Origin of the sequence: Bacteroides salyersiae, from assembly GCF_031172035.1 — a bacterium.
GTDB classification, from domain to species: domain Bacteria; phylum Bacteroidota; class Bacteroidia; order Bacteroidales; family Bacteroidaceae; genus Bacteroides; species Bacteroides salyersiae.
Genome location: NZ_CP133452.1, coordinates 1,560,275 through 1,583,717, shown reverse-complemented (window position 1 = coordinate 1,583,717; position 23,443 = coordinate 1,560,275). Strand labels below are relative to the sequence as shown.

Below are 23,443 nucleotides of genomic sequence, written 5' to 3'. Positions count from 1 at the left end.
ATGAACACCCCCAAGCAAATATTGAAAAAGATAATCGTAGCTGCTTTTTTGTGCAGTCCTCTTTCGTTTGTCTTTGCAGGAAATCCTCCACTTTTTCCTACAGATATCACCTTGAACGATAAAGGGGAAATTCTGATTACAGAAAAAGGCAGAAACCGCATCAGCATCTTCTCACCGGATGGTAAAACACTTCTGCGTACGATTCCGGTAGACGAATCTCCTACCGGTATTCTTCTGGATGCCGACAAGGCATATGTCACTACAAATGCTGCCACCGGACATTTACAGATTATTTCTTTAGAAACCGGCAAGCAGGAAACCGCCATTGCAACAGGTTCCGGTGCCTGTTATCCGATATTCGGCCCGGACAAAAAACACATATATGTATGCAATCAATTCCAGAATACGGTTTCAGAGGTCGATCCGGCAATCCACCAAGTTATCCGTTCCGTAAAAGTCTTGCGTGAACCCAAATCAGCACTGTTCAGTAAAGACGGAGAGTACCTGTTCGTGACAAATTTTCTGCCGGCCCAACGGGCGGACGTCGACTATGTGGCTGCCTGTGTATCAGTAATCAGAATGAGCGATTTCACCAAGGTAAAAGACATACAACTGGCCAATGGAAGCAATGCACTTCGCGGCATTTGCATGACTCCTGATGGTAAATATATTTATATATCACATAATCTCGGCCGTTTTACTGTTCCGACTTCCCAATTGCAACAAGGATGGATGAACACCAGTGCCTTCAGCATCATAGATGTAGCAAAACAAGAATTCATCGGAGCGGTTGTTGTTGACGAGCCGGAACGAGGAGCAGCAGGCATCTGGAGCATCGTCTGCAACGACGAAACACTATTCATCACCCACTCCGGGACCCATGAAATCAGCGTTATCGATCATAAGGCAATGCTGGACAAGTTTCTGAATTATCCCAACAAATCGATGTTGGATTATGACCTGAGATTCCTGTACGGCTTGCGCAAGCGTATTCCATTGGAAGGAAACGGCCCCCGCAAAATGATCATGGAGAATGGTAAACTCTATATTCCCACTTATTTTGCCGACATCCTAAACATCGTAGACGCCCAAACTTGCGAAATAGCCACAGTCAATCTGAATCCGGACCGGGAAGAAAGTGCGGAAAATAAAGGAGAACGTTACTTCAACGATGCATCCCATTGTTTTCAAAATTGGCAAAGCTGCAACGGATGCCATCCCGGAGACGCCCGTACCGACGGTATGAACTGGGATTTAATGAACGATGGAGTCGGCAACTCCAAAAACTGCAAGAGTCTGTTATTCAGTCATCCTACCCCTCCCAGCATGATATCCGGTATCCGTGAAACCGCCGAATGGGCTGTACGTGCCGGCTTCAAGTTTATCCAATTCTTCGATATCACCGAAGAAGACGCCGTTTGTGTAGATGCCTATCTGAAATCTCTGCGACCTGTTCCAAGCCCTTATCTGGTCGACGGCGAACTGTCCGACCTCGCCAAAGAGGGTCGAAAAATTTTTGAAAAACTGAACTGTACGGAATGCCATAGCGGCCCCTATTATACCGACCTGAAGATGCACCGTATCGGTGAAGACATCGAGTTTGAAAAAGGATGGGATACCCCTACTCTTCGTGAAGTATGGCGCACAGCACCCTATCTATTCGACGGCCGTGCCGCCACCATGGAAGAAGTGTTCGAAATACATAAACATGGAATTGACAAAAAAGTATCTAAAAAGGAAATCAAAGCACTGACAGAATACGTAAACTCATTATAAACCAAAACCACTGGAAAACATGAACTATTGCGAAAAAATACGGTATAACATATATACCACCGAAGTAGCAGATTTTACAACGATGGCAGACACCTTATTGGCGCAATTACCGAAAGACGAGTCCATATTCAGACTGGTATTCTTCGGTACTCCGGCAAACAATGAAGAATATGTCACACGACGTAACATCCTGTGGAATAAGATACAGCAACGTTATGAAGATCGTCTGCCTGTAATGAGTTATGTATCACAACCGGCGTTGGACGGTGCCCTCACTTTGGAGGTACACAGCTACCGGGCGGATGAAAATGACCACATCACTTATCATCCCAACAAAGGTTTTCCATATGTCACGCTGGAGAATGCAGACGGCCGTTTTCTTTTTGCCGGTGGTTTTCACAGCGACATACTGGATTTTAATATCCAACAACAGGCCGTTGAAATCTTCCGCTTGGCAAGCGAGGTTCTGCACAAAGAGAACTTCCCCATCGAAAATATCATCCGGCAATGGAACTATATCGAACAAATTACCAGTTTTGACGGTGCCGACCAGCATTATCAAATGTTCAACAACGTACGCAGCAATTTCTACAATCAGGCAGTATGGACGAACGGTTATCCGGCAGCCACCGGAATCGGGACAAACTTAGGCGGTGTTCTGGTAGATATCGATGCCGCCGTATTCACACGCCCTGCTTGCTTTGCTACCCCGATCGACAACAAATTGCAGATTGCCGCCCATGCCTACTCGCCGCAAGTATTGGAAACCGCCCAACAACAAAAGACGACACCCAAGTTCGAACGTGCCAAAAGTATGACGTTCGACGACAGAAAACTTATCTACGTATCGGGTACAGCCGCTATCCGGGGAGAAGAGAGCCTGACCGGAGTCGGTCTCGAACGGCAGCTTCACATCACAATGGAGAATATAGCCCAACTGACCGGAGATGCACAACTGAAAATGCTGCGCGTCTATCTGAAAAACAAATCCGACTATAAGGAAGCGTACGAAGTATTAAGCAGTTATCAACTGGCCATTCCTGTCTCTTATATGTGTGCAGATGTATGTAGAGATGAGTTATTAATCGAAATAGAAGGGATTGCCATAAAATAAAACCCAATTCCTCCAGATTACACCACAGCAAAATCACTAACCTAATAAATAAACAAAAATGAAGAGAAAGCTAACAAAATCAGTAGCCTTAGGAGTAGTTATACTCGCTATGGCTGCATGTACCGGCAAAACATCCAATTCAGAAACTACCTGTTGCGAAAACGGAACATGCACCGAACAATGCAAAAACGAATGTAATAACAACAACTGTAAAAACAAAAAAGAAATGACTTATTCCAAAAAGTACACAAATGCCGATTTCTACAAAGACGGCAAATTCCAGCAAGATGTTGCCATGGAGGCAATGAAAGACATGTTCGCATTCTATGATGTTCCTTTCACTAAATTGATGGCGACCGATATGTGGGTCACTGATTTCGGATTGGGAGACTTTGAAAATGTAGGTATGGGAGGCATCTTTTGGGTGAACAATGAAGAACAAAGATATTTTGCACACGCCATTTATCTGCTCCCCGGCCAAATGATCCCCGAGCACGCGCACGTTGCCACCAAGTTCCCCGCCAAGCACGAATCATGGATGGTTGAAAAAGGATGGGCTTACAACTTCTCGGAAATTGGAGAAGAAACTCCGAATGCACCCGCCATACCGGCTACTCACGGCCCTATCAAAAGCAAGAATTTCGTAATACAGCAAGTAGGTGAAGTATTGCCGTTGAAACAACTGACTACTTTCCACTTCCTGATGGCCGGCCCCGAAGGAGCAATCGTTTCCGAATGGGCTACCTATCATGACAATGCCGGATTGCGTTTCACCAATGCCAAAGCCGCGTTATAAATATCCAAAGCTGCATTATAAAACAAGAAAATAGCAACACCTTATTATCAACTCCATGAATAAATCTTTGCTAATAGCTCTTGCATTCTTATCGGCTTCCGCCCTGGCCTTTGCCGGGCCGAAGCCCAAGAAAGCGGAGACGTGGATCGACGCTTCAGTGAAAGCGAAATCCGAATTACGCTCGCAATTGCAAAAGGCGGGAATGCCCGTCATATCCAAATGGATGAAAGCGAAAGATAAAGCCGAACCTTTCGTAGTAGACTTGAAAAACTGTAACCAACTCATACTCATTACCTCCGGTGGTCCCGACGGTACCGGGTATGACCATGCCGTATGGGGAAACGCTCGCTTTATTACAGCCGACGGTTCTTCCGTCTGGTTGGATCAGATACCGTTTGAATACGGTGTAGCCGGTTGGGACAAACCCAGAACCAACATAAATGCCAATGGCAAACCGATCCGGATTGCAGGCAAACCTTACGAACACGGAATGTTCTGCCATGCCAACGGCACACTTATCTATCCGGTCAAAAGCGAATATGTACGTTTCGAAGCAGAAGTAGGAATCGACGATGCCTCAAATACCGGCAGTGTATTTTTTCATGCATTGAACGTACTGCCTACGGCTGCTGCCAAACAGTTATCCGAGAAATATCCGGACCAGATAGGAATGCTGAACAGCCAAATGGGAGAACTGGATACTTGGTTAGTCACTGTTGATGCGTCTATTGAAAAACAGGTAGTAGAAGGTATGGCCAACAAGCTGAAAGACAGTGCTTACTTCAAAGACCTGATCCGGCAGGTAGCAGTAGAAAAAGACATAGACACACAGATACGTAAATACCTCGAATTATTTGAGAAGATACAAAATGTCTACGAGGTACAGAGCGAACTGGAATGGCTCAACATAGAAGCCATCAAACTGGCTTTTGCCGACATGAAAAAACAACAGGGGTACGATGCCGCAAAGTACGAACCTCTATTCAATGAACTGCTGAGCCTTTCTAAAAAAGGGTTTAACGCCATTTATCAAAACAACGCACAGGCGTTGGCAGATGCCCGCAAGGCATTAGAGAACAAACAGGCCATCCTGCTCGGCAATCCTCTGTTGGATGGTGACAAAATTGTAGCTACCCGTTTCAAGTTAGGTACACGTGCCCGCACGGCCATGGCACCGGATTTAGGTACGCAATCCAATAACTGGAGCAATCAGGAGTCTGCCCGCCGTAGCGGCTTCGACGCGGAAATTGTCGAATTATCCAATTTGCGCGGTGACATCCAGATGCGCCGGGTCTATAAACCGAAAAACACTTCATCCATTGCCGACCTTAAAATGCACTGGGACGGTGACCGAGTAATGTTTACCGCAACCATGCCGGACAACCGCTGGAACATACATGAGGTAAAACTCGATGGAACCGGTTACAAAACATTAGTCGAAAACAAAGAACCGGACCTGGAATTCTATGACGGTACTTATCTGCCCGACGGTCGTCTGATTGCCATCAGCAACATTGGTTACCAAGGAGTTCCCTGCGTCAGTGGTTCCGACCCGGTAGGTAACATGGTTCTGTACAATCCCCAAAATCAGGATATGCGCCGCATCACATTTGACCAGGATGCCAACTGGAATCCGGTTGTTATGAATAATGGACGTGTGATGTATACACGCTGGGAATATACCGACCTGATGCACTACTACTCCCGTTTCGTGATGCACATGAATCCGGACGGCACAGAACAGAAAGCCCTCTTCGGAAGCGGCTCCGCCTTCCCGAACAGCACATTCGACATCCAGCCTCTTCCCGGCCACGCATCGGCTTTCGTAGGCATCATTTCCGGTCACCACGGCATTGCCCGCTCCGGCCGCCTGATACTGTTCGATCCGACCAAAGCACGTAAAGGTGCGGCAGGTATGTTGCAAGAGATTCCGTATCGTAACCGTCCGATCGTAGAGATCATAAAAGACGAACTGGTAAACGGTGTATGGCCGCAGTTCATCAAACCGACTCCGTTGGACGATAAATACTACTTGGTAGCCGCCAAACTGAATCCACAGGATTTATGGGGCATCTATTTGGTAGATGTGTTCGACAATGTGACTTGCCTGATGAAACAGGAAGGTGAAGGCTTTATCAGCCCGATCATCGTACGTAAAAATGTTACTCCGCCCGCCATTCCGGATCGTGTGAAACTGAATGAAAAGGAAGCAACCGTATTTATCCAAGATATTTATGAAGGAGAAGGCCTGCGTGACGTACCTCGCGGAACCGTGAAAGAACTCCGTCTGCATGCCTACGAATACGCCTATCTGAAAACCGTATCCGACCACAACTGGCACGGGATTCAAAGCGGATGGGATATCAAGCGCCAGTTGGGAACCGTGCCCGTGGAAGAAGACGGTTCGGTGATTTTCAAGATACCGGCCAATACGCCTATATCCATACAACCGGTCGACAAAGACGGTGCCGCCATCCAATGGATGCGTAGCTGGCTGACCGGACAACCGGGTGAGATCGTATCCTGTATCGGATGCCACGAAGACCAGAACCAAATCCCCGTACCCAAACGCGTGATTGCTTCTCAACGTGCCGCTCATTCCATCAAAGCACCCGAAGGTGGCGTTCGCTCGTTCACTTTCGACTTGGAAGTACAACCGATCCTCGACCGTGCCTGTATCGCCTGCCACAACGGTGAAAAAGCATTCGACCTTCGTGCCGGAAAGAAAGATGAACACGGCTACGGCCCTTCTTATCTGAATCTGCACCCGTATGTGCACCGCCAAGGCCCGGAAGCCGACATGGCTGTTTTGCAACCGTACGAATATCATGCAAACACCAGTGAACTGATCCGTATCCTTAAAAAAGGACATGCCAACGTAGAACTGACCGATAAAGAGTGGCGGACGTTGTACAATTGGATTGATTATAATGCTCCGGACAAGGGCTATTTCAATGCCAACAAGATTACCGATTTCCCCTACCAGGGTTACGACCAGATTGAACGCCGTACAGAGCTTACCAACAAATATGCCAATGGCATGGGAGTAGACTGGAAGAAGGAAATTGCAGACTATGCGGCTTATCTGAAGGGCAAGGGAGAGATAACTCCTGTCATGCCGGAAGCTCCTGCACCTGTGAAAGAAAAGAATATAAAGGTGAAAAACTGGCCTTTCGATGCAGATGCAATCAGAGCCATGCTGGCCGATGAAAAAGAGACCCGCAAAGAGGTGACATTGGCTCCGGGCATCCAAATCACATTTGTACGTATTCCCGCAGGAGAATTCCCGATGGGTAGCTGGAACGGCGCCGATGACAACCGTCCTGTGTCTAAAGTAAAAATCGCCAAAGGATTCTGGATGGGTGAAGTGGAAATTACCAATGAACAATACAATGTCATCTTCCCCGATCATGACAGCCGGTATGTAGATCAATTATGGAAAGACCACGTACACTTCGGTTACCCGGCCAATGAGCCGAAACAACCGGTAATCCGTGTCAGCTACAATGATGCAATGGAGTACTGTAAACAGCTGAGCGAGAAGACCGGTCTGAACATCACACTACCGACAGAGGCACAATGGGAATGGGCTTGCCGCGCCGGAAGCGACTCGGATTTCTGGTATGGCAATTCCAATACCGATTTCGGCAAACTGGAAAATCTGGCGGATGAAAGTTGTAACCAGATGGCCGTAAGCGGCATTGACCCGCAACCGATGTCGAAAAACTCACATTGGTATAAGTATTACTCTTATCTGCCTAAAGAAGAGAGTGTGAATGATGGAGCCATGAACCAGGTCGATTCCAAGAATTATCAGGCAAACCCCTTCGGTCTGTACAGCATGCATGGAAATATCGCCGAGTGGACACGTTCGGACTACCGTCCTTACCCTTATACCGAAAAGGCGAAAACACCTTCCGAGTTTAAGGTAGTACGGGGCGGTTCGTACATAGAGCGTCCCAAATTCGCGACTTCTTATGCCCGTAAAGCCTACTATCCGCATCAACGGGTGTTCAATGTAGGATTCCGTGTAATCATAGAAGACTAACCGTTGCAATACCAAACCTATGTACCCATATGCCAATTGGCATATGGGTACATTAAAACTCTTATTTATTATTCAATTGACAACCCAATGAAAGTAACCTTTAATAAATTACTCTCTTCTTATGTAACAACGGTCGTTTTGTTACTTATCTATGCTGTTGCCCTGGCTGCCGCTACTTTCATTGAGAAATATTACGGTACGCCGACAGCCAAAACAATGGTCTACTATTCTCCCCTATTCCTCCTGCTTCAATTGTTGTTAGTCATCAACTTTCTGGCAATCGTCATAAAACGTTCCTATCTCAAAAGCCGGAAATGGGGTATGCTGACTGTTCATTTTGCTTTTATCATCATCCTGCTCGGTGCGCTTACTTCCTTTTTATTCAGCGAAGAAGGTATCCTGCATCTTCGTGAAGGAGAAACAAGTAACCAAATTGCCGTCCGTACCTCTGATGACCGGACCGACATCCATATCCTCCCTTTTTCAGTGGAGCTAAAGAAATTTACACTGACCCGTTACCCCGGTTCATCCAGCCCTTCTTCCTATGAAAGTGAAGTCATTGTACACGTAGACGGCAAATCCCGTCCGGAACGAATCTTCATGAATAACGTGTTGGATGTGAAAGGTTACCGGTTCTTCCAAGCATCCTATGATCCGGATGAACAAGGAACAATCCTCTCCGTCAACCGTGACGTGGCAGGACGCAACATCACTTATACCGGCTATCTTCTGCTGGTCATCGGGCTGATCCTTTGCTTTACCGGCAAGAATTCCCGTTTCATGCATCTGAGTCGCCGGCTGAAAGAACTTCACAATGCCGGAAATATCATCGCATGTTTACTAATGATGATTCTCGCATTCCCCGTAAACAGCCAAGCAAACGATGGAAGGCGAGAGATGGGAGACGAGAGATGGGAGATTGTACAAAAATATATGGTAAATCCGGGGCATGCCGAAGTATTCGGTTCCTTACCGATGCAATCGAATAGTGGGCGAGTGATGCCAATCAATACTTTTTCGTCTCAAGTACTGCGGAAACTGCATAAGTCGGAAAAGATCGGCGGTCTCAACTCCGATCAGTTCCTGATCAGTTTGTTGATAATGCCGGATATATGGATGCAAATTCCCTTCATCACCGTTTCCAATCCGGAGTTGACAAGTTATTATAACCTGTCTGCCAAACAATGTGCATACATACAATTCTTTGACAACGGCCACTACAAACTGCAAGAAAAGTTAGAAGAGGCTTATAATAAAATGCCGAACCAACGCACGCGTTTCGATAAAGACCTGATGAAACTGGATGAGCAGATCAATATCTTTCACCAACTCATCAACCGCCAAATGTTGAACCTCTTTCCATTGGAGAATGACCCCAATCATAAGTGGTATGCTCCGGGAGATGACTTGTCCGCTTTTGCCGGAAAAGATTCCATGTTCGTATCCCGCATCATGGACTGGTATCTGGAAGAAGTGCAGGAATCGCTGAGAAGTAATGATTGGACAAAGGCTGATGAAGTAGCCGGCATGATCAATACCTATCAGCAAGCCAAGAACAAGACACTCGATATCAGTCCTAAAAAGATACAATCAGAATTAAAATACAACCGGATGGATGTGTTCAGGGCTTGCAAAATCGGCTATCTGGTTCTGGGCGGTTTATTGCTAATCTTCACATTCATTGCCCAGTTCCAGTTCCGGGAAAAACGTTGGACAAAAACACTGATCTGGATATTGGGTATTCTGGTTCTGATCGTTTTTCATTATCACATGTATGGCATGGGTATGCGGTGGTACATAGGTGGATACGCTCCTTGGAGTAACTCTTATGAGACTATGGTATATGTGGCTTGGGCTACCGTCCTTGCCGGTTTGTTGTTTGTACGCCGCAATCCCCTGACTCTTGCACTGGCCACCCTATTCGGCGGGATCATTCTTTTTGTATCCGGTCTGAACTGGATGGACCCGGAAATCAGTACGCTGGTTCCTGTCCTTAAATCTCCGTGGTTGATGTTTCATGTGGCCATCATCGTCGCTGCTTACGGTTTCTTCGGTATCAGTTGCCTAATGGGCCTGACGAATATGATAATGATCGTTTTTGCCGGAAAAGAGGATAACAATCCGTTGATCAACCGTATCAAGGGGCTCAGTATCATCAATGAAATGTCACTACTGGTAGGGCTTGCCCTGATGGCCATCGGTACCTTTTTAGGAGCAGTCTGGGCCAATGAATCCTGGGGACGTTATTGGGGATGGGATCCTAAAGAGACTTGGGCATTAATTACAATGGTTATCTATGCCATCGTCACCCACCTCCATCTGATTAAGCGCTGTAACTCCCTCTGGTTATTCAATGTCACATCGGTCATCGCCTTTTCTTCCGTCCTGATGACTTTTTTGGGAGTTAACTATTTCTTGAGCGGTATGCATTCTTACGGCCAAAATGAACATGTAAACAACATACTTATATATCTGTACTTAGCTTTCGGAATCATCATTGTTCTGGCTATGCTGTCTTATAGAAGTTGGAAAAAGAATCCGGAAAGGAGGAGGAAGTATGATAAGTAGTCAAGTAGTTAAGTAGTAAGTAGTGAGTAGAAAATAGTATAGCAAATAATAAAGTAGTAAGTGAAATGACAGTCAAGTAAGTAATAAATAATGAGTAGTTAGGGAGTAGACAGTAAGCAGTAAAAAGTAGATAGAAGACAATCAAATCGTAGAATAGAATTCCCAGACACGGAATCTATCCTACTTGACTACTTAACTACTTGACTACTTAACTACTTAACTACTAAATCACTTAACTACTAAATCCAATCACTTAGAAAAAATAACCATTTAAAACAAATCAATTATGAGAACATTCAACCATGTAGGTATCGTCACAACCGAACAAAAAGAAAATGCTTTCTTTAACGAAGGTCTCAGCGTATGGCTGACAGACTACAGTAAAAGTCCGAACAGAATCGAGTTTTTAAAATTCGAAGAAGGCAGTTGTATGCCCGAACTCGTACAGAAACAAGGACATATTGCTTATACAGTTCCTTCACTTGAAGAAGAATTGAAAGGGAAAAAGGTGATCTTCGGTCCGGCTGTTTGCGATGAACATCTCACGATTGCTTTCATTGAAGAAGAAGGCATTGCGATCGAAATAATGGAAATCAAATAAGAACTAATCAAAAAAAGGAGGACAATACCATGTCAGACATCAAAACAAAATTCATCAACGATCCGGAACAAATAACTCCCGAATTGTTGGAAGGCTACACATTAGCCTATGCCGATCAGGTAAAACTCGCAGGTGAAAACATCGTAGTACGCACCCACCCGAAAGATGAAAGCAAAGTAGCTATCGTCACATTAGGCGGCTCCGGCCACGAACCGGCATTAAGCGGTTTTGTAGGCGAAGGTATGCTGGACTGCTCGGTAGTTGGAGATATCTTCGCAGCTCCCGGCGCACAACGTCTGTTTCAGGCCTTGCAGTTAATGAAACGTGAAGCCGGTATCCTGTTAGTCGTACTGAATCATTCCGGTGATATCATGAGTGCCAACATGGCATGCCAGTTGGCAGAACGGGCAGGTATCAAAGTGAAACAAATCGTCACCCATGACGATATCAGCGCAGGAATCGATGCAAATACCGATGATCGCCGTGGTTTGGCCGGTTGTGTCCCTTTATATAAAATAGTAGGAGCCGCAGCCGAAGAAGGTAAATCTTTAGACGAACTTATCGAAATCGGTGAACGCTACAACAATCAGGTAGCTACCCTTGCCGTAGCAATGCATTCCTGCACACATCCGCAAAATGGGGCAACCATTACCGACCTGCCCGAAGGTATCATGGAAATCGGTATGGGGCAGCATGGCGAAGGCGGTGGCGGCCAAAAACCGCTTGTATCCGCTGATGATACGGCAGCCGAAATGGTGGACCTGCTCTGTCAGCAGCTCAAACCCAAAGCAGGAGACAAGATGATGCTCATCATCAATGGTGTAGGCGCTACAACTCACATGGAACTGAATATTATCTTCCGTAAAGCCTATAAAGAGTTGGAAGCCCGCGGACTGCAAGTCGTAGTCAGCCGCATACAGGAAATACTAACTGTACAGGAGCAAGCCGGTTTCCAGATGATCATGGCTATCCTCGATGAAGATCATATCGATTATTTGAAGAACAAACGTTCCGATGCACCTTACTGGACTACCATCGGAAAATAAAACAACAAAGGAAATGACACAACTGACCATTGATAATTTTAAAACAATGCTTGCCACTGCTTTATCCAACATTAAAGCACGCGAGGATGAATTTTCCAAACTCGATGCCGTCATTGGTGACGGTGATCATGGACAAGCCATCGTAACAGCTATGAGTGCAATCGTTGCCACGGCCGAAAAAGGGAAAGAGTTCAAAACGATGCTGAACGACATGGGATTCGATGTCATGATGCAAGTAAGCGGCTCGACCAGCACGTTATTAGGGGCTTTCTTCTTAGGGATGAGCGACCATGCAAGTGGTACCGAGTTAGATACCAATGCCGTAAAAGTGATGTTTGCCGGAGGCCTTGCCAATGTGCAGAAGCAAACCAAAGCCCAGAAAGGTGACAAAACAATGATGGATGCTCTGATACCCGCTGTCGAAGCTATTCAGAATTGCCTTTCCGAAGATATCAAGGACGTCTTGAACGCAGGAGCCGAAGCAGCATTGGTCGGTGCCCAGTCCACCATCAATCTGAAAGCAAATTTCGGACGTGCCCGTAATTATGGAGAACGTTCCATCGGCTACATGGATAGCGGTGCCGCTTCCTGGAGTTGTATGTTCGCTTCCTTTGCAGAAGCAGCTAAAGAAAAGTAATTTATTCAGTAGTCAAGTAGTTAAGTAGTCAAGTAGTAAGTAGTAGATAGTCAAGTATAAAAAAGCAAGTAATAAAATTGCATGTAGCAAGCAACAGTAGTAGATAATTAAATCATTAAGTATAAACTTCAGATGCAAATCTATTCTACTTAACTACTTACTAATTAACTACTTACTACTAAATTATCATTCAATAATAACAAAATAAAATGGCAGATTTAGACGATTTAAGAGAAGGCTCAAACTTCGGTTTGAATATCGCCACTCAACAACAACATTTTCATGTGAAAGGTGCAGAAAATACATCATGGGGTATGAAAGACCGTTTATCACGTATCTTCAACCCGAAAACAGGTAAATCCGTTATGTTGGCTTGCGACCACGGATTCATCATGGGCCCTACTTCCGGTCTGGAACGTATCGACTTGACAATTGTTCCGTTAATGGAATATGCAGACTGCCTGATGTGTACCCGAGGTATCTTGCAATCCGTTATCCCGGCTAACACAAAGACACCTATCTGTCTGCGTTCTGATGCGGGTACCTCTATTCTGACTGATTTGAACGACAATGTATTAATCGATATCGAAGATGCTGTCCGCATGAATGTATCGGCTATGGCTGTCATGCTGGCCATCGGTGATGAGGCCCACGAAGCAAAAACAGTAGCTAACCTGTACAAAGCAGTCGACAAAGCAAGCCGTTACAATATTCCCGTAATGGGAGTAACGGCAGTAGGGAAGCAGATGGCGCGTGATGCCCGTTATTTCGGACTGGCTTCACGTATCTGTGCCGAAAACGGTGCTAATATCGTAAAGACCTACTATTGCGACGGTTTTGAAAAAGTAGCAGCCGCTTGTCCGGTTCCGGTCGTTATTGCAGGTGGTAAGAAACTTCCGGAGAAAGAAGCTCTCGAACTTTGCTATCACGCTATTAACGATGGCGCTGCCGGTGTAGACATGGGACGCAACGTATTCCAAAGCGAATCTCCTGCTGCCATGATTCAAGCAGTACATGCCGTGGTACACGACGGACTTACTCCGGAACAGGGTTTTGAAATGTTCCAGGATTTATCTAAATAACGAAAGATTCAGAATTGGGAACCAAGTCAGACAGGTTCCCAATTTTCTATTAACACACATGCATGATGAAGAAAATATCTATATTTTTATATTTCATCCTTTTTCTTATTTCCAATACTTCCGGACAGAATAAAACGGAAAAACTACTGTTAGGTGGTTCCGGTTGGAATAAGATTGTCATCATAGACAAAGAATCGAAGCAAATAGAGTGGGAACATCCCCTACAAGAAGGATGGGAGTGCAATTCAGTAGCCGCTACACCGGACGGCAACATCTTGTTCTCCTACGGCAAGGGTGCCAAAACGATCAACCGCAACCATCAGGAAATATGGAATATCACCGTACCGGACGGATGTGAGATGCAAACAGCCCGTGTACTATCCGACGGCAATTATCTGTTGGCATGGACAGGACATCCGGCTGTGATCATGGAAGTAAGCCCGAAAGGTAAAATTCTATCGCGTACAGAATACGAAACAGGGATCGACCATCCCCACTCCCAGTTCCGCCAATTGAATAAAAATCCACGTGGAAACTATCTTATCCCGCTTATATCCACTTCCGAAGTGCGGGAAATATCTCCGGACGGTAAACTGATCAGCACTTTAAGAACAGAAGGTACTCCTTTCACAACCTTGGAATCAGTTAACGGAAATTACTGGATAGCCTGCGGTGACGGACACGCATTGGTAGAAGTCAATCCGGATAGCCGTCAAGTCATCCGCCGGTATAGCGAGAACGATATTAAAGGAGTCCGTCTCTTCTTCACTGCCGGCTTATGCAAAGGTTCCGATGGAAGCCTTTACATCTGCAATTGGCAAGGGCACAGTCATGATGCCAACGAAGCAAATAGTCCGCAGCTTTTCGAAATAAACCATAAAGGAGAAATTGTATGGAGTTTGAATGATAACCGGACATTCGGGATGATATCCACTGTCAGTATCATAAACTGATTTCCTAAAGAAAGCATATGTGCCAATACGGTATATTTCCGGTTGGCGCGTTTGCTTTATTGGGAACCTTATTTCATAGAAGATTCTCTATTAATGCTGCATTGATCGAAGATCCTTCCGGCAAGAAACAACGTATAGGAGTCAGTAATATAATTCGTGGATGAGAATTCAAAGCCTTATAACTATCTATCAGATGTTGATAATCCGCCATGAACTCATCTTTATATTTCCAATTTTGCGGCTTCGTATCATTAGTTCCCAATTTTATCAATACAATATCCGGTTGAAAATTTTGTGATTCAATGTACTCTTTCGTTTTTAACATAAGGATAATCTCCTTGAGTAAGAAGGGTTCTGCCCGATACCCCATAATTTCTGACCTCATAACCATCACCTAAATAAGCTTGCAGTTGTGCCGGATAAGAGTTTTGATCGCGATTGGCAATGAATGCTCCATAAGTTATACTGTTTCCTATACAAGCCGCTTTTACAGCCGTCTTCTGGGAAAACAGATTCGTACTCAGAAACAAGAACATCCATAAATTCAAAATGAATTTTAATCTCATTGTTATCAGTAATTTATAATTCGGTTTAACGTTTATTCCTTTTATCAGATTCTGTTCATGATACATCAAGAACAATCTTTGGCATCCTCATTTAATATTTTTGTAAAAGTACAAAAATTATATTCCGATAGACATAAACCGATCAATGTTTTTTCACAAACAGCAAAGATCACCTTGATCGTCACAAAAATAAGAAACTATTGATAAAACCAATATCAACATTCTCTCAAATACGATCAATAAAGTATCCATAATTTAAAAAGACAAACTTCAAATGCACAAAGACAATAAACAAATATTTTTTATTACAACGATCTATAAAAAAGGGGAAGAAGTGCATAGAGAAATCATACGATAATATCCGTAAATCACACCCATTTCAGATACATAATATCAAGAGCTGAAAGATATAACAGGGTTCTGAAACACCAAAAATAAATGACAAACAGTAAACCCTATAAAAAGCTATATATCAAGCAATTATATAACACTATTTTTTCTCTACGGGAAACGGGTCGAAACTCTACGAGGAACAACCCGATTCTCTACGAGTTTCGGGCCGTTTCCCGTAGAGAAAACAAACGGTCGTCCATAAGTTTAAACAAAATAGAGAGACTAATGATTAGAAAAGAACATCCAAGCGTAAAATAAAGATAAAGTGAAAAAAGAAAGTGCCTATTACCTCCCGGCAACAAGCACTCACAAAACTTTTAATACAAATCTACAATTACCTTTCTCTTGGTAAATGTTCCGTCGGATAACTGTACAGGATCCTCCACATTCCATTTCATCGACACCGATTTACTCAAATAATCAAGTATCTGAAACAACGATTCATTCCTGAATGTGGCCCGGAATGTGTAATTCTTGCCCGATTTATTATTGAAATGAATATCGACATTAAAATGCCGGGACAATCTTTTCAGCATCTCATCCAAAGAAGTATTTCTAAAAATCAGTTTACCATCCTTCCAGGCCGTTTTTTCAGAGACGTCTACCTTAGATTTCATAAACTGCAACGCTTTTTTATCAAAAAGCAGGCGTTCACCCGGATTCAAGGTCTCGGAAGTCCCGTAAACCGGCATAAACACGCTTACATGGCCGGACTCCAAGACCGTCTCAACATAGTCTTCACTTTCATAAGCACTAACATTAAAACGGGTGCCATAAACGTATACACGTATCCCCGAAGGAGTATTCACATAAAAGGGATGTTCCTTGTCGGTTTGTACATCAAAATAAGCCTCACCTTGCAAATCGACTTCACGTCCCTCTCCCCGGAACACGGTAGGATAACGAAGCGTACTTCCGGAATTCAGCCAAACAACCGAATTATCCGGCAATTCATAGCGGACAACAGAACCGACAGAAGCTGTAATATCTACATATTGCACTTTTTCCTCCGGCTCATTGAAATATAAATATCCCAATATGACAGATGATAAGAACAGTGGCAAAGTCAAGAAAGCGGCATATTTAATCAGTCGAGTTCTGATTTGCCTATTCCGTTTCTTCCTGATCCCTTTTCGAGTTCTCTGATAAGCAGCTTTCACATCGATTGCTTCCATTGCCTTTATATCATCTCCCAAAGCCAATGCATTCTGAAGATCATGAAAAAGTTTCCGGTGCTCTTCCGACTCATTCAGCCAAACCTCTACTTTCTCTTTCTCAGCCTCCGTACACAAGCCTTTACAGTAACGAAAGAATAATTCCGAATCTTGATATTCCATCTATTTCTAAATTATTTAGAAGCCTCTCCCCAACCCTCTCCGTGGGAGAGGGGGTACAGATACTATTGTCTATTAATTAGTTACAAAACTAACTTAGCTCCCTCTCCCACGGAGAGGGCTGGGGAGAGGCCTCTTTTTTATTAGTTTCTCGCTTTTTTAACCCCATTCACAAAGTGCTAAATTACCATATTATTGGCAGATACAACTGCAAGTATAAAATAAATTTGTTAATAAACAGCCAAATTGGAGATAAAATTAAGAGATTCATAACTCTACAGGAGAAATTCAACTCATGGATATTACAATCGAAACCCGGCCGGTAGGACAGCTTCCCTACTTTTTTTTGATTTCTGAAAAAAACAAATCCAATCCATGCTTTTAGAAAATAGTATTTATTATTTTTGTAACGCCATCAAGCCGATAAGAACTTTAATTGTATATAATGAGAATATCCCTACACGAAAGTAACGACGAAAAAGAATTCCGGAAGCTGTATGAAGAATATTATGCTCCCTTTTGCATCTACGCAAAAAGGTTCATAAACGATATGGCTATTTGTGAAGATATCGTTTCTGATGTATTTGCCTCTCTTTGGGATAAACGAAACTCTATTGAATTAAAGAAAGATACCGCAACCGCATATCTGAAAATATGTGTACGCAATAGTTGTCTCAACTATTTAAAACACTTGGAATACGAATGGAATTATAATGAACTCTGCCAAAAGCAACCACCTGTCTATGCCACAGAATCAGATAGCGTATATACCTTAAACGAACTTTATGATATGCTGTTCAAAGCATTAGAGCGACTCCCTCAAAACTACCGCATTGTTTTTACTAAAAATTTCTTTGAAGGAAAGACTCATGCGGAAATAGCGGAAGAATTAAACCTAAGCGTAAAATCAATCAACCGATACAAACAAAAAACAATGGATATGCTCAGAAAAGAGTTCAAAGAATACCTGCCCGTATTGCTATACCTCATCGTCGTACAAAAAGAAATGCAGTCTATTATATAAAAATGGCTACAAACCATATTTTCAACAGTTTGTAGCCATTACAATCAACTTAAACCAACTCTTTATTTCTTTATAATTTTAGCTGATTTCAAGATCATATCATTTTTCATGACTTTCAGCAGATAGATACCGGAAGTTACATCCAAATCAATATGAACCGTCTCGTTATTCACACAATCTTTCTGTAATCTTTTTACCAACATACCTTTTGAATCGTAAACAGTCATAGTATAAGTACCTGCATCTATCAGACCTACGGCAACATTATCCGTAAATACCGTCGGGGTAATCGTTACATAATCTTTATTGATATCTTCAATACCGACTCCACCTTTTTCAACCTTTACAGTTACTTCTTTCACATCCGTACCATAGGCATTTGTAACTGTCAATGTTGCCGGATAATTTCCTTCTTCTTCATAAGTGACTACCGGAGCTTCGATATTTGACAAATCGACATTAGCAGCTCCCTTGAAGTCCCAAGTCAACGTAGCTTCCACTTTAGTATTACCGGAAAGCCAGGTAGAACCCGGAACAATCGAAGGAGTCAGATTATCATTATCGTTCATAGTCGTCCCTTTAAAGACACCACCCGGAAACTCTTCACCGGCCTTACCCAAATTGGGGAATTTCTTGTCATTATCAGCACACTTGTCTTCAAATATCCAATATCCCTGTAATCCTGCCGGTACTTTGTCCGGAGTATAGCCGTACATAGCCACTGCCATCTCTTCGTCAGTCAATGCCTTATTCCAGAACTGAACCTCATCGATCGATCCCTGGAATCCTTCCGTACCCAAAGAATACAAATCATAAGAAGTTTTAAATGAAACGCTCTGCTCAGCAACACGCTTACCATTTACATACAGACGAACTTCTCTATTATCTCTATCCAATACCATAGCGATATGATACCAAGTTCCGATCTTCACTTCTACTCCGGAGAACATGTCCTTAAAGTCTGAGCCACGATCACGTCCCATTAAACAGAATTGTACTTGACCGGTCGTCTTTTCTTTCTCCAGATAAATCCAGGTAGATCCCCAACTCGGGTTTGTACCCAAATCACGCAAAGACATCACCTGTCCGGCCAGATTAGTCGGTTTCACCCAAGCAGCCATAGTAATAGTAGAAGGAGTCCCCAAAACCGCCGGATCGGCAGCAAAGAAATGAGTACCGTCAGTCAAGTCGATAGCATTGGAAGTATAACCTTCACCCTTAATACCGTTAAATGTAAATGTTACATTCTGAGGTCCTTCAGAGATATCGATATCTTCATCAAAAGTAAAGTCAGCTTTCGGATAGCGTCCGGTCGCTTCAGGAGTAACAACCACCAGCCCGTCATATGTTTTCTGATATACGGCATCTGGGTCTTCCGGTGACGGATTATCAAAACTTACACTCAGATTATACAAACCTACAGATGGGCAGGAAGCAGTAATAGCCTGTCCGTCTTCTTCCTTGACAGTAGTTCCGTCTTCTGCTGTTAAAATCCAATGAGCAGTCGGTATTGTAGGGTCTTCCAACGAGATAGTAAACTCTTCATCCGGAACGATTTTACGACCGTCAAATACAATACCCGTCTTGTATTCATACTTATGTTCGAATACCTGATCAAGCCAAGCGATTTCCGAACGGGTAACACCGTCGGGGGCCACTGCACGAACTCCCATTTCAAATGTCTTGCTGGTAGCAGTCAGCTGTACCACCGTTACGGCTGCCCATGAAGTCGTACGGTTCACCATTTTAGGTTCACCTCCGTCCTCACGTACCATTACTTCATAATACCAAGTATCAACATCATCATTATACACGGTAGTCCATGGGTCTTCGCTGTCTTTAGCTTTCCAGATCAGTTTGATTGTTTCATAATTATAAGCAGAATGATTCATTTGCATCTCATAACCGTCTGTTATAATAGTCGGTTTTACAGGATTGAATGTCTTGGCAGGATCAACAATTGAAAGTTCTCCTACATTCACGGCATATTTCTCATCCGTATTCTCTATGGTTACTCCCAAGCAAGCAATTACATCTCCATTATTGATTCCCCAGTCACTCAGTTTCCAGGTAGCAGTAGACCATTCGCCCGCTTTTGCCGCAGGAACAACTACTGATTTAAACTGATCTTCCGATCCTTGCAGGCTATATGTCAACTTCATTTTGGCATCCGTTCCTTCTTTAACTTTATAAACCAAAGTCGCTTTTTCAGAACCTTTCACCGCAAACTGAGTCTTAAACAAGCGAACATTCGATTTAGCAGTCTTGCCACTAAATTTCAAGCTGTTAGCTCCCATATAAGCCTCATCATAAGAAAGATCACATTTTATCGCATCAGCAGGTACGTTTCCGTTATCGTCTATTACCCACCATCTCCAAGTCGGCATAAAGTCCTGCATACCCAGATTATACCATTGGAAATCACTGAATTTCTCCCCTTTTTCATAGTTACAAAGCCCGTTACCCAAGCTAAAATAAGTGACAAAAGGCAATTCATTCAAAGTACTCTGCGCAACAACCTTTGTAGCTACACCATTAAATTTCTGCATATTGGCATAAGAAAGGTCTCCTCTCGACGTGATATATTCAGGGGTATTTTTCGGATTACGGTTACCACCGCTGAAGAACATTTCCAGTTTCTCCGTATACACCTGCGACTGAATCTCAGGAGCCGATCCCTTATCCGTACTGTTATAGAAAATATTATTTTGGCTATGTTCACCCCAGGTACCGATAGAAATTTCGTTCTCCATGATAGATTCCCAGCTATCGCCTAATCCACGAGTTCCGATGTGCTGCCCCGTATACACATCAAAAGGACTATGTCCCAATGACTTGGCTGTTCTCACCGCATTAGTAATCTGGCCGGATCCATGATTATAATTCAAAAAGAAATGATCGGCAACCTGTTTCGTCCTATCATCACGGTAAGCAAACCAGTTTTGATTGCTTGAATACAAAGTATTCATAGAAAAAGAAACACCACCGGAGTTCAGCATGGAATCATACCAACATAAGTTCCACTGATCTCCCCATCCTAATTTTTCAGCAGCCTCACGACAAGCAACCAGGAAGTCCTGCAATTTATTTGCCGTATCCTGAGTCATACTCACCTCCGGATTGATGCTCCAACCACTAATTCCATAATAACGGAACATCTTCACCAGTCTTTCCGCATTCACAAACTTTCCGCCTTCTTCTTTAAACAACATGGCAAAAAACTTAGAAGGAGCATTTTGTGACGGCTTGGTGTAATCAATCGTACTTCCGGAATCAAAGAACACAAGCACGGAATTCCGGACACCGTTTTTATGGCAAACATCTCCAAATGTACCGGAAGAACGCAACATCGGTTGATTCCATCCACCATGTACATCCAGATAAGACCACATACTGAATATATCGTTTCGCATAGTATAAGACGGCAAATTCAATGTCCAATCACCATTAGAGACAGGCATCCACCAAAGTACCTTCTTTCCTTTAGCATCCTCGGCAGGATACACCTGTGTTTTTTCATTTACAAAACGCTCACGCGGGCGAACGCGGGAAATAAAGAAGTTTTCTTCCGGATTCTGTCCGGGTTCCCAAGATTCAAAATTCTGACTGTCATACCATTCCCCACTGTTGAAAAGAGGTACATACATGTCCATCCGCACTTCCGTCTGTGCGCAAACAGAAGATGCCAGTAAAAGTGCAGCACTGCACAATAAACTAAACCTGTTTTTCATAATTAATTTAATTAAATTGATAAACTAAAATATTTCTATCCGTATATTATTCAAAATTTCCTTTGTCTACATCCCACCATAAACGGGTACCCCCATTGTCCGGCCCTTTCAGCAAGCCGAGTGCCTTATTCACTTCCTCCGTATTACCTCGATATTCGCTTTGTGTAAAAGGCAAGCGGCGTATCTGAAGTTCCGTATCGATAGCCCCGTTACTATAATTCAAGTCCGAAGGGATAGGTATCAATTTAGGATAACCTGTACGGCGATATTCCGTCCATGCCACAGAAGACAAAGTAGGAAAGAAAGAAATCCATTTTTGAGTGATGATGCGTTGCAATTTCTTTTCCGGAGAATCTTCATCATGCCACCTTACCGAAATGCGATTGATACCGACCTGCTTACCATTCTCCTCGATATAATAATTATATTCCTGATTACGATAATTGATATAAGGAGCAGAACCGAAACCACCTTCAAACAGTTCCCAATCAAAATCACCGCCTTCTTCAGTATTGATAAACCCGTTGATATAGCTTTCGTAAGTACCGGCCCATCCGGATTCATCTCCCAATACACTGGCCCAAGCACTGTGAATTCCTTCGTTATACAGGCTTTCCGGAGTTCCGTCTCCCATATTCCAGTTCCTCAACATACCTTCCGCACGGAGAAAATAAGCCTCAGCCACACGCAATACCGGCCGGGGTCCCTGTTCCGGAATACCGACACGGCTCGTTTTAGAGTATCCTTGATATTCGGTACGGGTCATCGGCACTCCCTGCCGTACTCCCAGATATTTGGTAGCTTTCTCCACAACAGGAGACAACTCATCATCCGTACTATAGATATCCGCATTATTAGTAGCAAACCATCTTTCCAAGCGAGGGTCTGAGTATCCTTGTAAGATAGAGATTATATTAGCATTGGCACGGGTATCATTCCATAAGTCTTCAATACGGAAAAGCATCAAACCGGATTTCAATACCACATCCGAATCCGAATTTGTCAACACTCCGTCTCTTACAGCATCTTCGGCTTCTTTCTGAGAGTCCGGATAAACCTTCACCAACTGCATGGCAATACGCAAACGCAATGTATTGGCAAATTTGATCCATTTATCGATATCTCCGTCACAAACCTTATCCGCCCGTTTAAAATCATCCAAGAGGTCCTGAGAAGGACTACTGTCACGAAAATCTTTCAACCATTCAACAGCCTCTTTCAGGTCTTGAAACAGACGCTTGTAAATTGTTTCTTCAGAATCATAATAATACGTATCCGAACCTTCCAACACACAAGAATACTGTGCAGGACCATAAGAAGTAACTACCGGTAAAATAGCAGCTACATTGGCAATCTGCATCATGGCTGCCAGTTCAAAGCGTTCCAGTGCTTTACACTGCGGTATATATTGGCTGGTATACTTAAACACATATAAATAGAAGTCATCATATGTCTGAGCACAATGGTCCGGTCTGAGTTGATAATTATAATTATTCGATCCACCGAAATCATTCACCCCCATCATAAAACCGGCAAAGATATCCGTAGTAAGATTCGCCCAAAGTTGATAGCGATGTTCCTGGGGAGGAATAATATTGTCCAACGGACTTTGAATCTTATCCACCATATCGGTTACCGAATCATCGACACCTTTCGGGTCCGTATTAATTTCTTCAAACTTATCAGTACACCCCGTAGACACAAGGCACAAACCAATAAAAGCCGTAGCCAAATGAGATTTATATTTAAATAAACAATTCTTCATATCGTTTTT

Annotated in this window: 15 protein-coding genes; 11 read left to right on the top strand and 4 right to left on the bottom strand. The window is 43.5% G+C overall.

Annotated elements, in window-relative coordinates; translation table 11 throughout:
* From RB604_RS05835 to RB604_RS05790, 10 genes are all read left to right on the top strand, one after another.
* The gene (locus RB604_RS05835; RefSeq protein ID WP_055293351.1) at nucleotides 1-1,776 is read left to right on the top strand and encodes a YncE family protein; all 1,776 of its coding nucleotides are present in this window, start codon (nucleotides 1-3) and stop codon (nucleotides 1,774-1,776) included.
* Nucleotides 1,777-1,795: 19 nt separating this feature from the next.
* Nucleotides 1,796-2,890, top strand: coding sequence for a chorismate transformation FkbO/Hyg5 family protein (locus tag RB604_RS05830; protein ID WP_055293349.1), 1,095 nt, complete (start codon nucleotides 1,796-1,798; stop codon nucleotides 2,888-2,890).
* 58 nt (nucleotides 2,891-2,948) lie between these two features.
* A complete protein-coding gene (locus tag RB604_RS05825; RefSeq protein WP_007479104.1) occupies nucleotides 2,949-3,686 on the top strand; it encodes a cupin domain-containing protein in 738 nt (245 codons plus the stop codon).
* Nucleotides 3,687-3,741: 55 nt separating this feature from the next.
* Nucleotides 3,742-7,734 carry an SUMF1/EgtB/PvdO family nonheme iron enzyme gene (locus RB604_RS05820; RefSeq protein ID WP_021936510.1) on the top strand — a complete coding sequence of 1,331 codons (3,993 nt, stop codon included), beginning with the start codon at nucleotides 3,742-3,744 and terminating at the stop codon, nucleotides 7,732-7,734.
* 87 nt (nucleotides 7,735-7,821) lie between these two features.
* Nucleotides 7,822-10,302 carry a cytochrome c biogenesis protein CcsA gene (locus RB604_RS05815; protein ID WP_007479107.1) on the top strand — a complete coding sequence of 827 codons (2,481 nt, stop codon included), beginning with the start codon at nucleotides 7,822-7,824 and terminating at the stop codon, nucleotides 10,300-10,302.
* A gap of 286 nt (nucleotides 10,303-10,588) precedes the next feature.
* Nucleotides 10,589-10,903, top strand: coding sequence for a hypothetical protein (locus RB604_RS05810; RefSeq protein ID WP_005927131.1), 315 nt, complete (start codon nucleotides 10,589-10,591; stop codon nucleotides 10,901-10,903).
* A gap of 29 nt (nucleotides 10,904-10,932) precedes the next feature.
* Complete coding sequence (locus RB604_RS05805; RefSeq protein ID WP_005927134.1) at nucleotides 10,933-11,949, top strand: dihydroxyacetone kinase subunit DhaK; 1,017 nt, start codon at nucleotides 10,933-10,935, stop codon at nucleotides 11,947-11,949.
* Nucleotides 11,950-11,962: 13 nt separating this feature from the next.
* Nucleotides 11,963-12,586 (top strand): DAK2 domain-containing protein, encoded by a 624-nt coding sequence (locus RB604_RS05800; RefSeq protein ID WP_007479110.1) that lies wholly within the window; start codon nucleotides 11,963-11,965, stop codon nucleotides 12,584-12,586.
* Nucleotides 12,587-12,795: 209 nt separating this feature from the next.
* The gene (lsrF, locus tag RB604_RS05795) at nucleotides 12,796-13,668 is read left to right on the top strand and encodes a 3-hydroxy-5-phosphonooxypentane-2,4-dione thiolase (protein WP_007479112.1); all 873 of its coding nucleotides are present in this window, start codon (nucleotides 12,796-12,798) and stop codon (nucleotides 13,666-13,668) included.
* A 65-nt stretch (nucleotides 13,669-13,733) separates the two neighbouring features.
* Entirely contained in the window at nucleotides 13,734-14,621 is an 888-nt protein-coding gene (locus RB604_RS05790; RefSeq protein ID WP_007479115.1) for a beta-propeller domain-containing protein, read from the top strand.
* 299 nt (nucleotides 14,622-14,920) lie between these two features.
* On the opposite strand, the gene RB604_RS05780 is transcribed toward RB604_RS05790, so the two are convergent.
* Together RB604_RS05780 and RB604_RS05775 are read right to left on the bottom strand one after the other, a co-directional pair.
* On the bottom strand, nucleotides 14,921-15,187 hold the full coding sequence (locus tag RB604_RS05780; protein ID WP_007479118.1) for an SGNH/GDSL hydrolase family protein: 267 nt from the start codon (nucleotides 15,185-15,187) through the stop codon (nucleotides 14,921-14,923).
* Between the two features lie 710 nt (nucleotides 15,188-15,897).
* Nucleotides 15,898-16,917, bottom strand: a complete 1,020-nt coding sequence (locus RB604_RS05775; protein ID WP_021936515.1) for a FecR family protein — start codon at nucleotides 16,915-16,917, stop codon at nucleotides 15,898-15,900.
* Nucleotides 16,918-17,359: 442 nt separating this feature from the next.
* Between RB604_RS05775 and RB604_RS05770 the strand changes: the two genes are divergently transcribed.
* Complete coding sequence (locus RB604_RS05770) at nucleotides 17,360-17,938, top strand: RNA polymerase sigma-70 factor (RefSeq protein ID WP_007479122.1); 579 nt, start codon at nucleotides 17,360-17,362, stop codon at nucleotides 17,936-17,938.
* A gap of 62 nt (nucleotides 17,939-18,000) precedes the next feature.
* On the opposite strand, the gene RB604_RS05765 is transcribed toward RB604_RS05770, so the two are convergent.
* Nucleotides 18,001-21,669 carry an endo-beta-N-acetylglucosaminidase gene (locus RB604_RS05765; protein WP_055293347.1) on the bottom strand — a complete coding sequence of 1,223 codons (3,669 nt, stop codon included), beginning with the start codon at nucleotides 21,667-21,669 and terminating at the stop codon, nucleotides 18,001-18,003.
* Nucleotides 21,670-21,715: 46 nt separating this feature from the next.
* The gene (locus tag RB604_RS05760) at nucleotides 21,716-23,434 is read right to left on the bottom strand and encodes a SusD/RagB family nutrient-binding outer membrane lipoprotein (protein ID WP_005927160.1); all 1,719 of its coding nucleotides are present in this window, start codon (nucleotides 23,432-23,434) and stop codon (nucleotides 21,716-21,718) included.
* Nucleotides 23,435-23,443 lie beyond the last annotated feature (9 nt).